Genomic DNA, 14263 nt, shown 5'->3' with positions numbered 1-14263 from the left:
TTCGGCTTTCAGCGGCGGATCAATTGGTGATCTGAGAAATTGCGACCCGGTCTGCGAGTCTCTTCTTGAAATCGATGGCAGCCAAAGACAGGCCGCCATTGGCCCCGTCCACAAAGTGGATGTGCTGGTTGTTGGACACATCCTGCACGAAACAGGTCATCAGGGCACTATCAGACACATGGAGCCCGTAAACCAGTTGGTCCGCTTTTGATTGGCTTTCCAGATACGTTTTCACCGCGCTCAGCTGATCCGGAGTCAGATCGAGGACAAGCTGCAAACTGTCCCCGAGCTTCCTGTGATCGGTATTGAGACTAAGCTCTTTAATATATTTCTTGGGCTCGAAGGGCCCAACCCGGCGCCCAGTGTAGTACCCGTACATGAAGAACAGGCTCTCCACGATCCCCATGAGATAGCCTTTCAGCCAGCGGCCCGGCGAACCGAAACTTGCTTCCAGCGACAGGGTGCGCGGCGGAAACCGGAACTTCAGACGCGGTCCCTCTGCCAAACGGAGCTTTTCGTCGTCCGTCAGCGGATTAAAACCAAGTCCACCGGCCAATCCTTCGATAATCTGCGGCAAACTCTCGTCCGTCGCCGGTTTCAAGATGACGGAAACGATGTACCCATTTTGGGCATCCAACGGTTCCCATCTGCAGGACAACCCGCTCAAAACGGGATCATCGGAAGATGCCGCCAAAGCATAGGCCTTCACGGCCTCGGGGTCTTTGAGGATCCTGTCCGCGATCAGCAAGCCGTCGCCGATGATCATGGCAAGATGATTTCCCGGGCTGAGGCAGTATTTGCGGACCTTGATGTCGCCGCCCCTTTTCCGGATGTCCGCAACCGGAATGGATGCAGCCCGCAATTCCAGATCCACAACATCCCGTGCGAGCGCAACAACGCCGGCAATCGCTTCCTCTGCGAGTTTTCTGTCGGCCTCTGGCACCACCACAACAGCCCCATCGCCGCCGAAGACAAAGGGCACGCGCTCTCGGTCAATCTTGTTCAGGACAGCGGCTATGACGGCCGCACCGACCATGTTGACGTGCTTATAGCGTCCCGCGTTGATGGCGTCGCGGGATCGAACGATGTCGGCAGTCAGGACGACCCAGTCTTCCGGAACGGGAATGAAATCATTGCGTATGTTGTCCGACTTGAAATCTTGGCAGCTAGGAAGCTCGGAATAGAAGTCTTCTGCGGACATGTCTTTGTCTCCGTATGAGTACAGGTTCATACGGACTGAAGCTCGGTATCCGATGACCGGACCGCCCGCTTTCAGTTCACATATGCGTCAAGACACCGGCCCCGTAAGTGGCCGGGTTGCTCTCAGATTGTTTCAACAGCGGTCATCTGGCTGTCCCGCCAAACGAACACCTTGTCTTGCGGAACATCGTATTTCGGAACCTTGTCCGTATAACCACCTTCCAGAAGACCGCGCAGTACCCGAAAGACACCGCCATGGGACACTACGACCGAAGGACGGTCAACGGTCACAAGCCACCGTCCGATGCGATCCGCAAGCATCTCGTAGCTTTCCCCGCCCGGCGGCACGAAACGCCACTTGTCTGCGCGCCGTTGTTCGACGAGATCCGGATCATTTACGGCCAGCTCTTCAAGCGTGAAACCTTCCCAGTTACCAAAGGTGATTTCCTTCAATTGGTCTTCGAGCCTGAACGTATCCGGCGCAAGCCCCATTTCCGCCCTGACACGTTCCATCGTCGCCCGGGTCCGGCCGAGAGGAGACGCGACAAAATCCAGGGTATCCGGATCGATCTCCTCTTTCTCCAAATACCCCTTCAAGAGCGCCCCATTGTTCGTCGCCTGGCTTTCACCATGCGCGTTCAATGGAATGTCCTTCTGGCCCTGCATCCGGCTTTCGGCATTCCAATCGGTTTGGCCGTGGCGGATGAAAATCAGAAATCCGGGATCAAAAAGCTTCTGCAGATATTCTGGGGCTTGAGGCGCAGGTACAATCGTCATGAAGGTGTCCGGATATGAAAACGCTCCGGCAGGATATAAGCCGGAGCGCTGAAATTGGAATATCCTAGGCGGGGGCCCCGCCTGGGTTTGTTGCGCGCGCGTCAGTCTTTGACGACGGAAATATCCGGCGCATCGACGGCTTTCATGCCGACGATGTTGTAGCCGCAATCGACGTGCTGAATTTCGCCAGTGACACCACGGCCGAGATCGGACAGGAGGAACAGGGCGCTGTCACCAACTTCCTCAATTGTCACGGAACGGCGCAGCGGCGAATTGTATTCGTTCCATTTCAGAATGTAGCGGAAGTCGCCGATACCGGACGCCGCCAGCGTCTTGATCGGTCCGGCAGAGATCGCGTTGACGCGAATGTTTTGCGGTCCGAGATCCATCGCGAGGTATTTGACGCTGGTTTCCAGAGCCGCCTTGGCAACACCCATGACGTTGTAGTGCGGCATGACTTTCTCTGCACCATAGTAGGTCATGGTGAGGATCGACCCGCCGTCGGTCATCAGCTTTTCGGCGCGCTGGGTTACAGCGGTCAACGAGTAGCAGGAGATATCCATCGTGCGGGCAAAGTTATCGGCGGTCGTATCAACGAAACGGCCGGTCAGCTCGTTCTTGTCGGAGAATGCAACGGCATGAACCAGAAAGTCGATCTTGCCCCACTTTTCTTCAAGCGCCTTGAAGACGTCGTCGATGGACTGAGTGTCGGTTACATCGCAATGACCGGCCACAAACGCACCCAGTTCTTCCCCAAGCGGCTCCACGCGTTTCTTCAGAGCGTCGCCCTGGTATGTGAGGGCAAGCTCGGCACCGGCATCGGCAAGCGATTTGGCGATCCCCCAGGCAATTGACTTCTTGTTTGCCAAGCCCATGATCAAGCCACGTTTACCGTTCATCAGTCCGCGCGTTTCCGCCATCGTATTCTCCGATTAGGATTCCATTCACCACCCGAGCGGGCTGGCCTCCTATGGCACAAGGCATTTTCTCCTTCAAGTCAGACCGAGACGGAATGAAGCGTCGACGGGGGCCGGTTCAATCACTATGTTAGCCGCAAAATTTGATCACGGAACAGGACGAGAATCCCGACTATGGAGCCCTCCCCTCACGCTGAACGCTTCGCCGAAATGATCGGCGCAGCCAACGTATTGACGACCGCCGAAGACCAAGCCCCGTTCCTCACCGAGTGGCGTGACCTATATAAAGGTGTCACGCCAATGGTACTGCGGCCAGGGTCCACCGAAGAAGTCAGCGCGGTGGTGCGCTATGCCTGTGAGAACGATCTGAAGGTCGTCCCGCAAGGCGGCAACACCGGACTCGTCGGCGGTCAAATTCCGCAGGAATCCGGGGACGAAATCGTTCTTTCTCTCACCCGGATGAACAAAGTGCGGGCCGTCGATCCGGACGGTTTCACGCTGACCGTGGAGTCCGGCGTGATCCTTGAGACGGTGCAAAACGAGGCTGAAAAAGTCGACCGCCTGTTCCCGCTGTCACTCGGCGCGCAAGGCTCCTGTCAGATCGGCGGCAACATTTCGACCAACGCCGGCGGCACCGCCGTGCTGGCCTATGGCAACACCCGGGACCTGGTTCTCGGGCTCGAAGTTGTGCTGCCGACCGGTGAGATTTGGAACGGTCTGCGCACCCTTCGCAAGGACAATACCGGTTATGATTTGAAACAATTGTTTATCGGTGGAGAGGGCACCCTGGGGATTATTACGGCAGCCTCTTTAAAGCTGTTTCCAAAGCCGAAGAAACTGGAAGCTGCGTTTATCGGCCTCGCCAACCCGCATGCCGCGTTGAAGGTCTTTTCAATGGCCAAGGCGCAGGCCGGACCGCTGCTCACCGGTTTTGAAATCATGCCGCGTGTCGGCGTGCAATTCTGTCTCGATCATCTGGACGGGGCACGGGATCCCTTGGAGGGCGAACACGCCTGGTATGTGCTGATGGAGCTGTCCAGCGGCTCTGAAGTGTTCCCGGTCAGGGACCTTATGGAAGGCATTCTGGGCGAAGCTTTTGAAGCCGAGTTGGTTGAAGACGCAGCCTTCGCCCAGAACCTCACCCAGGTTCAGGACTTCTGGCACATTCGCCATGGCATGTCGGAAGTCCAAAAAGCCGAAGGCGGATCCATCAAACACGATGTTTCGGTCCCGGTTGCCTCCATTCCCGCCTTCCTTGATGAAGCGATTGCTGCCGTCGAAGCATTCGTTCCCGGGTGCCGGCCGGTGCCATTCGGCCACTTGGGCGACGGCAACATCCATTTCAATGTCAGCCAGCCGGTTGGCGCGGACAAGGAAGCCTACCTCGCAAAGTGGGACGAGATGAATGCGATCGTCCACGGCATTGTTGCGGATTTCAGCGGCAGCATTTCTGCCGAACACGGCATCGGGCGTTTGAAGAAGGATCTGCTGCGCGACGTCAAATCAGAGATCGAGCTCGATCTCATGCGCCGGATCAAATCGGCCTTCGATCCGAAAAACCTCATGAACCCGGGCCGGGTACTCTAAATATACTGAAATTGGGGAGGTGCCCGCCTCCCCTAACCGCTTTTCTGCCCAGACTACTATAGTGGTGTTTCAGGGCGGCACTTCAGCCTTGGAACACCCGTGTGCCGCGCCGGGCTCAACACGCAAAACTGCTGCTTTGAAAAATCAGCCACTTGGCAATATCCATCGGCTGCGCCAACTCCCCTTTGGAGTAAATGTCTATTTTTACTTCCAACAGTGAATGCTGTACTTGCCGGTTCGGTAAACGGCGTCAAAAGGTAGGCCAAACGGATTGGCGGAGCATTCCTGCTGAGACGTGCAATTGTCAAAATTACCATATTGCAGCGATTTATGCCCTGAACGGGGATGCACAGGCCAACCGACTTAGCGGCGATTGCTGACCCGATAATTTCACTCTGTGAAGTAAATGCCTGTTTAGACGAATTTTTTGATTCTGACCAAGTGGTCAAAAGACGGTTTACCCCGCCTCAGTCCTAAGTTCCTAAGGCCAGGTTTTTCCCACAAATCCACTGCCGAAAAGGCAAGTTTTCAGCAAAAATCGGGTCCATCCTGAATTCGGGCCGTTTTTTTGGCGAACACCACCTTGGGAAAATTCTCATTATTTCTCAGCGCGATCGCAGAATTCACATACAAAGAATTCCCAATTTTCGCGCTTACCTTTTGAAAACTCCTGGATAATTTTCGAAATAGTTAAAAATTTCCTAAAATCCAAACTTGCAACGGCAGAAACCAATAGCAGACCAAGGAGGAATACTGGGCTGGATCTAGCTCTCTGCTCGGCGGCGAGTAAAAGGGCAAGTCTCCTTCCCTAATCAACAGAATCGAAGACTGGGCATCTACAAAAATTACAATACAAAACGTCTATGACCCCATAAAAATTAGCTATTTGAAAATATGGTAAGCAAATAGTTAACGTTGTTCATAGGCAAGAATAAGCCAACCGGCCGTGAAGGCCAGAAAACAGCCAAAAGGCTGCGGCAAGAGCAATCGCAGCCAGGCAGGACAGTGCACGTGAAGAAGCGACGAGTGCGTTTCTTTGGATGGAGGCCACAATGCAGGTTCAGACTCTACAAGTGTCCGATCCTTGGGATCGGGTGAAGGCGGAACTGAAAAATGAACTGGGCGAAGACATTTTCTCCAACTGGTTCGGCAGGGTAAAACACGAAGAGACAAACGGAGATGCGGTTCGTTTGTCGGTCCCGACACCATTTCTCAAGAACTGGATCTTGAGCAATTACGAAAAGCAGCTGGTCAACCTGTGGCAGCGGCAGCACGACGACATCAGCCGGGTTGAGCTGACGGTTCGCGGCGCGCTCCGCCCGCGGCCGGCTGGCAACCAGTCACCAAAACCGATCAAGGCACGCCGCATCAGCGGCCGGGCCGCCCCATTTGCCACAAACCCTCAGTTCGGCTCGGTCAACACAGCTGCGTCCATCCCGTGCCTGGCGGACACGGGTGAGGATGCTGCAGCTGATTTCCTGAACGGCGCCGCGCTGAACCCGAAACTGACCTTCGATACCTTTGCCGAAGGAACGTCCAATAGCCTCGCCTGTGCAGCAGTGCGCCAAATGGCGGCCGGTCACGATGGTTCGCTCGGCCTGCTCTACATCCACTCTTCCACCGGCATCGGCAAAACGCACCTGCTCCAGGCTGCGGCCACCGAAGCACGGAAAGGTGGGCGCCGGGTGGCCTATTTGTCTGCTGAGTTCTTCATGTACCACCTGGTACCAGCCCTGCGCACACCAGCCTACCCGGTTCTGCGCCAGGCCATGAAGTCCATCGATCTGCTTTTGATCGATGATCTGCAGTTCCTGCACGGCAAACAAGGCCACGAAGAGTTCGGCAAAACTCTCGAAATGCTCATGGAATCGCCGATGAAGATCATCATGGCGGCAGACCGGGCTCCGGACGAAATGAGCACTTTGGGCACCACGGTCCGCCAACGCATCCAGACCGGTGAAGTTGTCACGATCCAGGCGACCGACTACGCGCTCCGTCACGATATCCTCAAGAAACGGATCTTCTCGGCGCGCCGGACCCATCCCGGCTTTACGGTTCCGGACGAAGTGATCGACTACATCGCCCGTTATGTGATTTCCTCCGCACGGGATCTGGAAGGCGCCTTGAACCGCCTGTTTGCACACAACCAGCTGACCAAACAGCCGGTTACCATGCAGCTTGCCGAAAAGACCTTGCATGATCTGGTCCGGATCGGTGAGCCGCGGTCCATCAAGGTCGAAGACATTCAAAACGTTGTCTGCAAGCACTTCAGCGTAACAAAGGCCGACTTGCTGTCTTCCTGCCGTGCCCGGACCCTAGTCCGTCCGCGCCAGATCGCGATGTACATCGCAAAGGTCATGACAGGGCGGTCCTTGCCGGAAATCGGACGCCGGTTCGGCAACAGGGACCACACCACGGTTCTCCATGCTGTGCGCAAGATCGAAAGCATGGTTGCGGGCGACGCAGCATTGGCCCAAGAGGTCGAACTCCTGAAGCGTCTCGTCCACGCGTGACACGATGCTGGCCTGATTAACGCAAGCTTCAAGCCAGCTTCACCCAATACCCTATTGATGTGGCAGACGTGATTGCCCTGCCATTTGATTGTGAAGCGTTGTGTACCTGAGTATCTACTCCTCCCTCCCTTGAAGCCGCCGCGAGCGGCTTTCTTTTTGCGCTCTTGATTTATTTAAACCGCGCGCTTACATGTCGCCTCGGTTTGAAGGGACCAGCCGTCCGCGGGCGACAAGCCTCGGTGAACACCTTCGCAGCCGCCTGGCTGCTTCAATCGTTCCTGACTAAGTTGTGCAGGCCGATGGCAATGCGGACCCCATCCGAACATGCCTGCCTTTCTTGGAAGGGTGCGTAATGACTTTACCTAATCTGACTGATCTAAAGTCTCAGGCGAAACGCCTCCGACTCGCGATATCAAATTCTGACAGTGCCGACATCAGCCACAGCAAATCGCTGGAACTGGTCGCCAAACAATATGGCTACCGGGACTGGAATACATTGCATGCGGCCACCCAGAGCAACGGCTTCCGCCCGTTCACTGTGGGGGACCGGGTGAACGGCACATATCTTGGCCAGTCTTTCGAAGGCGAAATTCTCGGCTTCGCAAAAACCTCGCAATCCGGGACCTACAGGGTGACCATCCAGTTTGACGCCCCTGTGGATGTGGTGACATTTGACAGCTTCTCCGCTTACCGGAGCCGCGTCACCTGCACCATTCGGGAAAACGGGGTTGCGATCAACCGGACGTCCGACGGGCGCCCGCATTTGGTCATGGACCTGGCTGCGTAGAGCAGCTTTGGGCGTCTGAAACAAAACGCCCGACGCTCTTTGCGGCGCTGTTACCGTTTCCGGGTCATCACGAGATGGCCCGGAACCGGCTCCCCTTCCTCCATCCGGACGGTAATCGGATCCATTGCCAGGATGTCGAACCCGAATTCCTCAAGCCTTTTTCGAACATAAGCTTCGCCTTGAGCAAACCGGCTCTTCGGCCCGACCATATAGTCCCGTCCATCCAGCACGGCATCCGGCAGGGTTTCGGTCGAAAAGGCGAGATACCCGCCCGCTACCAGCCGCTCGGACGCGCCTTTCAGAAAGGGTTCAATCGCGCCGAGATAGGGAAACACATCCGTTGCCGCGATAAAGTCCCATGACGAACGGCTGCCGTCTTCTTCCTCAAATTCTTCAAGAAACTCGACGGCTTCCCCGACATAGAGGTCATCATAGACCTCCCGATCATATGCCAGTTCAACTATCCGTTCAGACAGGTCAACGCCGGTCAGATGCTGGGCTGTCTCGGAGAACGCGAGGCCGGTCAATCCGGTGCCGCAGCCGAGATCCAGAAAACGGTCGAACGGTCCCAGCTCCAATCGCGCGACAAGGTCCTGGAGCAACAACGGGACACAATATCCAAGATCATCGACCAGGATTTCATCAAAGACGTCTGCATGCTGATCGAACAAAGTCGCCACATAAGCATCCGGCATCTTGCCGGGCGTCTCCGCCACGCCCATGGCTGCAAGCCGAATACTGACGCCGCCAGGATCGGACGGATCGAGTGCTAAGGCTTCCCGGTAAGATTCGGCCGCTGCGACGAGGTCACCTGCCTTTTCGAGTTTCAAACCCCGATTGTAAGCTTCAGCAAGCGCGTCGTTCTCGACGGTTGCTGCGGGCATGTCAGATACGTCGAAATTGGTTTGATCGTCGCTCATCAGGCTCTCATTTCTCGTTGAAGCCCTTTCCTATCGCGGCCTTGGTTACAATGCACGGCAAATGGTCGTTCTTGAACCAATTTCCAATGACAGCTTTGCAGGAGGAAACTTCCTATTCTTGCTGCTCCATCAAAGTCCGGTGTCATTGTGGGAAGTTGTCGTCGAGGCCGCTTCCAGATCGGCATTCAGACTCGCCGCCAAATCGAAAAACTGGCGTCGCACGGCCTCAGCGTAGGGATTGGTCTTCTCAATCGCATCAAAAACTTCCGGTGCATCGTACTGAACCATGGATATTGCCTCTGACAACAAGTCGAAGCTCTTTGTTGTCATGCGCGTTGGTAAAGGCCCCATTCTCAATAGCACTTTAGCGATGAGGTGTGTGAGCCCTTGAACAACTGCGGCTTCTTGGTCGTGATCTTCTGGTGTCGTTACAATGACTTTCAATCCAAGAGATTTTCGTAAAAACGCCGCCATCCGAACGTGTTGTTTTCCCCGAACGGGGCAAACCGCAATTTTCAGCCCTGTAACGCCTTTCTCAGCACTCTGAGGACCAAACAACGGGTGAGTGGCTACGATTTCTACACAGTTCGGTAGCAGCCGCTGCATGATTTCCGACGGAATTACTTTGACCGAGCCAACATCGACAATCAGCGCACCCGGCTTGCAAGTACGAGCGATTTCGCGAACGACCTGCTCGAAGGAAGAGACCGGTGCGGCAATTAGGATCACATCTGCCTGGGTCACTGAATGGAACGACGAGAGTGTCACCCCGAGTTGCTGTGCAACCTTCGCAAGGCTCGGGGATGGATCATACGCCGATATCTCGAAATGCTCGCCCAGATGAAGCGCAGCAAGTTGCCCGAAAGCACCAAAGCCTACGATGCCCAGTGACGTATGATGAATTCTTCTTTTGGTGTTCAATATCTCGACCTTTGTAATTGCCGCCCGGCAAAAGGTCGTTTTTATGGTGACCGCTGTCAGGGGCAGCGGAAAACCAATGATGAATGACCCGCAGCTATGTAAACTGCGGATAATAGTCCTGACATGGCGAACTCAAATTCATCATGTGGCTAGGTCTAATTCACCCAATCGAACAAAGTCAATGACCGCCGAATAGCGGTTGTAAACTGCGGCGCAGCAGTCTGGAAGTTTGGGCTCAAACCGGTCATTCCACTGGCTCGAAAACCATAGGTTCCTAGACGCTCAAAACAAATCCAACTGCCCACCGCCTGTTGCCGTCTTCTTTGGAGACCGGCTCGCCTTTTCCGGAGTATCCGTCTGCTCAAGCGAAACCTCGACTTGCAGATCCGGGTCATCGTTCACGACTTTGTTGACCCGCGTTGAGACGGGAACAGCTTTCAGATAATCGTCTTCGATTGGCAGCATCAGCTGTTTCACATCCCGAACGGGCACATTGCCGGTGTCCAGCCATGTCTCGAAACTCTCCGGCTTCAGAATCACCGGCATACGATGGTGGATCTCCGCCATCATCCGGTTGGATTGCGTGGTCAGCATCGCCCCGGAATCCATGTCGCCGCCGTCCGGGTCGGACCACGTTTCCCAAAGGCCCGCAAAGGCCATCAGGCCACCATCTGCGGGCGAAATATAGAAAGGTTGGTTGCCCTCGGGGGTTCGCCGCCACTCGTAAAAACCGGAGGCTGGAAACAGACACCGATGGTGTTTCATCGCCGACCGGAAAGATGGTTTTTCGGCAGCCGTCTCTGCGCGTGCATTGATCAGAAGCGTGAAACTTGCCGGATCCTTGACCCAGGACGGGATCAGGCCCCAGCGGACGAGTTGAAACCGCCGCTGGCCATGCGCATTGATCACTGTCGCCACCGGCTGGGTCGGTGCGATGTTGTAGCGTGCCGGAAAATTCGGTTGATCGATGTAGCCAAAAAGCGCCCGTACATCGTCCGATGTGGCTGTTAGGCTGTAACGTCCGCACATGTCTGGTTGTCCTTATTCACATGCCCGTTTGCGAATTATCAAGAAATGACGTGAAGTTAGGCAATTTGAAACGATAAAGCGCTAGCTTTTTCGAAAGTAACATAATCGGGGGTCGGGTATGGAATGTGTGGATCCAGTTTTGGGCGCCGGTGAGCTGGCCGCCGAACGGCTGGAGCAGGCCAATATCAATTCCCAGACCGGCCTGGCAACCGACTACCTAAACCATTTCAATGAAGTAATGATGCTGCTCGAAATGCTGCCGGCAATGCCCGACTGCGCGGCTGATGTTCTGGAATGGCAGCCGCTTGACTACGAAGGGCACTTTGAGAATTCATCCTTCAAGGACAAGAAACTGGCGATCCTTGCCTATCATGCCGCACCAGCCCACCTTCGCGAGCACCTTGAAGCCCGCGTCTCCGACATCAATGCGCTCGTGGCTCAAATCCAGGATCAGCTCCGCGAAACCGAAGACCCGTCAGTGATCGCTGCGGAGATCGCCGACTTCGCGACCCACGAGATCAAACCACTGATCTCGACTGCAAGTGGTGTGATCCACGGTCACGTCAAACCGGAAGCCGAGCAACCCGAAGGCGATGACGCACAGGCAGAGATCGACGCCCTGTTTGCCTGATCGACCTTTTATGTGACAGAGTTTGGGTATGTCCCGCCCCTTTCCTTCCGTCCCCATTCTCAGCGTCAGTGTGCTCTGCCACAAAGATGGCTCCGCGCTTCTCATCAAGCGCGGCAAAACGCCTTACAAGGACTATTGGAGCCTGCCGGGCGGCAAGGTGGAGTTCGGCGAAACACTTGCAGAGGCCGCGGCGCGGGAGCTGCGCGAGGAGACCGAGCTCACCGCAGAGCTTGCCGGACCCGTCGAGGTGTTTGACTCCATCCAACGTGATGAAACCGGGAACATCCTTTCTCATTTCGTTTTGGCAGTTTTTGTTGCGGCAAACCCGTCCGGGACCGTGATGGCCGGTGATGATGCCACCGCGGCCGAATGGGTGGCCCTAGAAGACCTGGACGGCCGCATCACGACACCTGGAACACCAGCGCGGATCCGGCGTCTGCTCTCCAAACTCTCCTGAGAAGCGAATACCTGGGGTCAACGCACCATAGCTGTTGCAGGATGCGATCGCCCGGCGCATGATCGCCCTATGTTCGGAAACACGATACAACCTGGGTTTCCCGCCGCCGCCTTTTTGGCGGCGTTTCTTGTCGTATCCGGACCTCCAACCGCTTCTGCTCAGGACACACCAAGCGTCAGCGCTCCGCCCTATGAACCGCAGCTGATGCGGCTGTCTGAAATCTTCGGAGCGTTGCATTACCTGCGTCCGCTGTGCGGAGAAGACGACACGCCAACCTGGCGGGATCGTATGGAGGAATTCCTCGACGCTGAAACCCGGGATGAAAACCGGCGGCGGCGATTCATCGAGCGATTCAATCAGGGTTATCGCGGTTTTTCAGTCGCTTATCAGGACTGCACGGATGCCGCACGTCTCGCCATGGCACAGTATTTGGGCCAAGGCGAAACGATCATATCCGACGTGACCAGCCGTTACGGGCGCTGAACCCGGCAGATTTTTCCATTTCGTTATCAGTTCGTAAACTTTTTGCATCAAATTTGTGGGTGGCCGTTAAGTTTGTGTTCACGGTTGCTTATCAGCGCGATTCACCGTGCTAGGATCAGTTCATGAGATTCGGGGATGGGACACGCTGGGGTTGATACCAAGCGCGTCGGGAAAGACCGGTAAGGGAACGAATGATCAACGACGATTACGCCGAAGCGGCAATGGAAGCCGAATTTGCCGAAGACGAGGATATTCGGCGCGCTGCATTGGGCTTCATTTCAGAAGCCTGGTCAGAAGCTATTGCCAATGGTGTCGACGCGGATGCTGTCGCACATGCCGCAATGTTCACCGCCCTCGCCGACCTCGTTGCGGCCTATGGCGAAGATGCAGTTGCCAAACTGGCCGAAGGTTTGCCGGACCGAATCCAGCGCGGCGACTACACGGTCAACCGGGTTCTGCAGTAGCATCAGCTTGGCAAGTACTGTTATTTGGAGAGGCCGGTTCGTCCGGCCTTTTTGAGTTCTGTTTCGCGCAAAGCCTAGGGTCAGCGGATCAGATCGTAGGCAAGCTTCAGGTAGATCAGCCCGCCAAAGATCATCAAAATGGCACCGGCAATATGATTGGCCCGGTCGAGCCAGGCATCGTCGATGCGGGATCTGAAATGGGTCACTGTCGCGGAGATGAAGACCCACCAGGAACACGCGCCGGCCGTGACACCGGCGACCATCATCAGCGACCCGAAGTAGTTGTCGTGGTCCGGGCGCCAGTCCCCTAAGCTACCGAAAATCGCGATAAAGGCCAGAATTGTTCCCGGGTTTGTGATGGCCATGAAGAACGCCGCCGTTGCATCGCCCCAGAACCCATGCTCCTTGCCGTCATCCCCGCCGTTCAAGTGCGGATGGCTGTTCCAGATTTTCAAACCGAAAATAATCAGAAGCGCTCCGCCGACGATCTCAATCAGATCGAATTGGCCTTCGATGAACCGCGTGACGGCGGAGACTCCAAATATCGCGGCGGTCGCATAGAGCGTGTCTGCGACAACAGCCCCAAGTCCAACGAACACCCCATGGCGAAACCCGCTGCGTACGGCATGCTGGATGGCCATGACGTTGACAGGTCCGACCGGCGCCGTGGTGATGATACCGATGAAGAAGCCGATAACGGCATATTCCAAAAAGGTCACAGGCCAGCCTTAGGTGTGTTGTCGTCGCCCAAGCGGGAGGGAATACCTTCGATAGCGCTGCAGCCCATGCACCACAAGCATCTCAACGCCGTTTCTTATTGTTTTCACATTGCCATGAACTGATTAAAGAAGAACGGCTGACGGTAAGGCGATTCTAAAGGAGAAAGACCCATGAAATGGCACACCCTCGGGGCATGCATTGCCTTTCTCTTGTGTGTTGGGAACGCTCCAGCCAAAACGGTCACTGTCGAGACGATTGAAGTGTCGCCCGCCCAAGGTAAAGACAGTCCTGCGGCCTCCCCGGAAACGATCCCACTCGGAGATCTGCCCGGCACCTTGGAAAGTGCTGATGAGGTGATTGGTGACGTTCCGGACGTCCTCCAGGATCGTCCGCAAATCCTTTACAACAAGTCCTATCTGCCCAAACCCGTCGCCCGCATGCATTCCCAGATGATGGAGGCCGCTCAGTCCGGCGATATCAACCGGATGCGTATCATTCTGGAAAGCAACGAGGTCATGCCGACCTTGTCGTTCGGAAAAATTGAAGATCCGATCGATTTCCTGAAAGAAAGCTCCGGCGACGGGGAAGGCTACGAGATACTGGCTATCCTCGCAGACATACTGGACGCCGGTTTCGTACATGTAGACACCGGTACACCGCAGGAAATGTATGTCTGGCCGTATTTCTCCCGCTATCCGATCCAGGATCTAACGCCGGAGCAAAAGGTTGAGCTCTTCCGCATCGTGACCTCCGGGGACTTTGCAGAAATGGAGCAATACGGCGCCTGGAATTTCTACCGGGTCGGCATCGGCCCGGATGGCACCCTGCATTACTTTGTCGCCGGCGATTGATCCGGA

General features: G+C 55.7%; 15 protein-coding genes. 8 read left to right on the top strand and 7 right to left on the bottom strand.

The annotated features are described in order from the left end of the window. Nucleotides 1-19 precede the first annotated feature (19 nt). The 3 genes from RBB44_RS04225 to fabI form a co-directional block, all read right to left on the bottom strand. A complete protein-coding gene (locus RBB44_RS04225; RefSeq protein WP_306149559.1) occupies nt 20-1201 on the bottom strand; it encodes a DUF3095 family protein in 1182 nt (393 codons plus the stop codon). A 122-nt stretch (nt 1202-1323) separates the two neighbouring features. Then, a complete protein-coding gene (locus tag RBB44_RS04220; protein ID WP_306149560.1) occupies nt 1324-1977 on the bottom strand; it encodes a histidine phosphatase family protein in 654 nt (217 codons plus the stop codon). A gap of 101 nt (nt 1978-2078) precedes the next feature. Next, on the bottom strand, nt 2079-2897 hold the full coding sequence (gene fabI, locus RBB44_RS04215; protein ID WP_008191954.1) for an enoyl-ACP reductase FabI: 819 nt from the start codon (nt 2895-2897) through the stop codon (nt 2079-2081). Between the two features lie 171 nt (nt 2898-3068). Here fabI and RBB44_RS04210 point away from each other — a divergent pair, with 171 nt between their 5' ends. The 3 genes from RBB44_RS04210 to RBB44_RS04200 all read left to right on the top strand — a co-directional run bounded on the left by RBB44_RS04210 (nt 3069) and on the right by RBB44_RS04200 (nt 7781). Next, nucleotides 3069-4481: an FAD-binding oxidoreductase gene (locus RBB44_RS04210; protein ID WP_306149561.1), complete on the top strand. Its 1413-nt coding sequence runs from the start codon at nt 3069-3071 to the stop codon at nt 4479-4481. Nucleotides 4482-5533: 1052 nt separating this feature from the next. After that, the gene (gene dnaA, locus RBB44_RS04205; RefSeq protein ID WP_306149562.1) at nt 5534-6994 is read left to right on the top strand and encodes a chromosomal replication initiator protein DnaA; all 1461 of its coding nucleotides are present in this window, start codon (nt 5534-5536) and stop codon (nt 6992-6994) included. A gap of 352 nt (nt 6995-7346) precedes the next feature. After that, complete coding sequence (locus tag RBB44_RS04200; RefSeq protein ID WP_133948170.1) at nt 7347-7781, top strand: glyoxalase superfamily protein; 435 nt, start codon at nt 7347-7349, stop codon at nt 7779-7781. Between the two features lie 50 nt (nt 7782-7831). Here RBB44_RS04200 and RBB44_RS04195 read toward each other — a convergent pair whose 3' ends face one another. The 3 genes from RBB44_RS04195 to RBB44_RS04185 form a co-directional block, all read right to left on the bottom strand. Beyond that, a complete protein-coding gene (locus RBB44_RS04195; protein WP_306149563.1) occupies nt 7832-8701 on the bottom strand; it encodes a methyltransferase in 870 nt (289 codons plus the stop codon). Between the two features lie 129 nt (nt 8702-8830). Then, a complete protein-coding gene (locus tag RBB44_RS04190; protein WP_306149564.1) occupies nt 8831-9622 on the bottom strand; it encodes a prephenate dehydrogenase in 792 nt (263 codons plus the stop codon). A 282-nt stretch (nt 9623-9904) separates the two neighbouring features. After that, a complete protein-coding gene (locus RBB44_RS04185) occupies nt 9905-10651 on the bottom strand; it encodes an SOS response-associated peptidase (protein ID WP_306149565.1) in 747 nt (248 codons plus the stop codon). A 118-nt stretch (nt 10652-10769) separates the two neighbouring features. On the opposite strand from RBB44_RS04185, the gene RBB44_RS04180 reads away from it, so the two are divergent. The 4 genes from RBB44_RS04180 (at nt 10770) to RBB44_RS04165 (ending at nt 12686) form a co-directional block, all read left to right on the top strand. Beyond that, nucleotides 10770-11282 (top strand): hypothetical protein, encoded by a 513-nt coding sequence (locus RBB44_RS04180; RefSeq protein WP_209172812.1) that lies wholly within the window; start codon nt 10770-10772, stop codon nt 11280-11282. Nucleotides 11283-11310: 28 nt separating this feature from the next. Then, nucleotides 11311-11739: an NUDIX hydrolase gene (locus RBB44_RS04175; protein WP_306149566.1), complete on the top strand. Its 429-nt coding sequence runs from the start codon at nt 11311-11313 to the stop codon at nt 11737-11739. Nucleotides 11740-11808: 69 nt separating this feature from the next. Further along, entirely contained in the window at nt 11809-12222 is a 414-nt protein-coding gene (locus RBB44_RS04170) for a TIGR02301 family protein (protein ID WP_209176904.1), read from the top strand. Nucleotides 12223-12413: 191 nt separating this feature from the next. After that, nucleotides 12414-12686, top strand: a complete 273-nt coding sequence (locus tag RBB44_RS04165; protein WP_008193146.1) for a hypothetical protein — start codon at nt 12414-12416, stop codon at nt 12684-12686. A gap of 80 nt (nt 12687-12766) precedes the next feature. Here the strand turns inward: RBB44_RS04165 and RBB44_RS04160 are convergent, their stop codons facing one another. Further along, nucleotides 12767-13405, bottom strand: coding sequence for a LysE family translocator (locus RBB44_RS04160; RefSeq protein WP_209172809.1), 639 nt, complete (start codon nt 13403-13405; stop codon nt 12767-12769). A 171-nt stretch (nt 13406-13576) separates the two neighbouring features. Here RBB44_RS04160 and RBB44_RS04155 point away from each other — a divergent pair, with 171 nt between their 5' ends. Beyond that, nucleotides 13577-14257 (top strand): hypothetical protein, encoded by a 681-nt coding sequence (locus tag RBB44_RS04155; RefSeq protein ID WP_306149567.1) that lies wholly within the window; start codon nt 13577-13579, stop codon nt 14255-14257. Nucleotides 14258-14263 lie beyond the last annotated feature (6 nt).

It is taken from the genome of Roseibium sp. MMSF_3247 (assembly GCF_030733765.1).
In the GTDB taxonomy this organism is placed as follows: domain Bacteria; phylum Pseudomonadota; class Alphaproteobacteria; order Rhizobiales; family Stappiaceae; genus Roseibium.
The sequence above is the reverse complement of the archived record's forward strand: the minus strand, read 5'-3'. Positions and strand labels throughout refer to the sequence as shown.

Excerpts from the sequence above, each read along its gene's own strand:
- RBB44_RS04155 (WP_306149567.1), top strand. The coding sequence starts at position 13,577 with ATGAAATGGCACACCCTCGGGGCATGCATTGCCTTTCTCTTGTGTGTT.
- RBB44_RS04220 (WP_306149560.1), bottom strand. The coding sequence starts at position 1,977 with ATGACGATTGTACCTGCGCCTCAAGCCCCAGAATATCTGCAGAAGCTT.
- RBB44_RS04175 (WP_306149566.1), top strand. The coding sequence starts at position 11,311 with ATGTCCCGCCCCTTTCCTTCCGTCCCCATTCTCAGCGTCAGTGTGCTC.
- RBB44_RS04200 (WP_133948170.1), top strand. The coding sequence starts at position 7,347 with ATGACTTTACCTAATCTGACTGATCTAAAGTCTCAGGCGAAACGCCTC.
- RBB44_RS04195 (WP_306149563.1), bottom strand. The coding sequence starts at position 8,701 with ATGAGCGACGATCAAACCAATTTCGACGTATCTGACATGCCCGCAGCA.
- RBB44_RS04165 (WP_008193146.1), top strand. The coding sequence starts at position 12,414 with ATGATCAACGACGATTACGCCGAAGCGGCAATGGAAGCCGAATTTGCC.
- fabI (WP_008191954.1), bottom strand. The coding sequence starts at position 2,897 with ATGGCGGAAACGCGCGGACTGATGAACGGTAAACGTGGCTTGATCATG.
- RBB44_RS04180 (WP_209172812.1), top strand. The coding sequence starts at position 10,770 with ATGGAATGTGTGGATCCAGTTTTGGGCGCCGGTGAGCTGGCCGCCGAA.
- RBB44_RS04225 (WP_306149559.1), bottom strand. The coding sequence starts at position 1,201 with ATGTCCGCAGAAGACTTCTATTCCGAGCTTCCTAGCTGCCAAGATTTC.
- dnaA (WP_306149562.1), top strand. The coding sequence starts at position 5,534 with ATGCAGGTTCAGACTCTACAAGTGTCCGATCCTTGGGATCGGGTGAAG.
- RBB44_RS04170 (WP_209176904.1), top strand. The coding sequence starts at position 11,809 with ATGTTCGGAAACACGATACAACCTGGGTTTCCCGCCGCCGCCTTTTTG.
- RBB44_RS04210 (WP_306149561.1), top strand. The coding sequence starts at position 3,069 with ATGGAGCCCTCCCCTCACGCTGAACGCTTCGCCGAAATGATCGGCGCA.
- RBB44_RS04185 (WP_306149565.1), bottom strand. The coding sequence starts at position 10,651 with ATGTGCGGACGTTACAGCCTAACAGCCACATCGGACGATGTACGGGCG.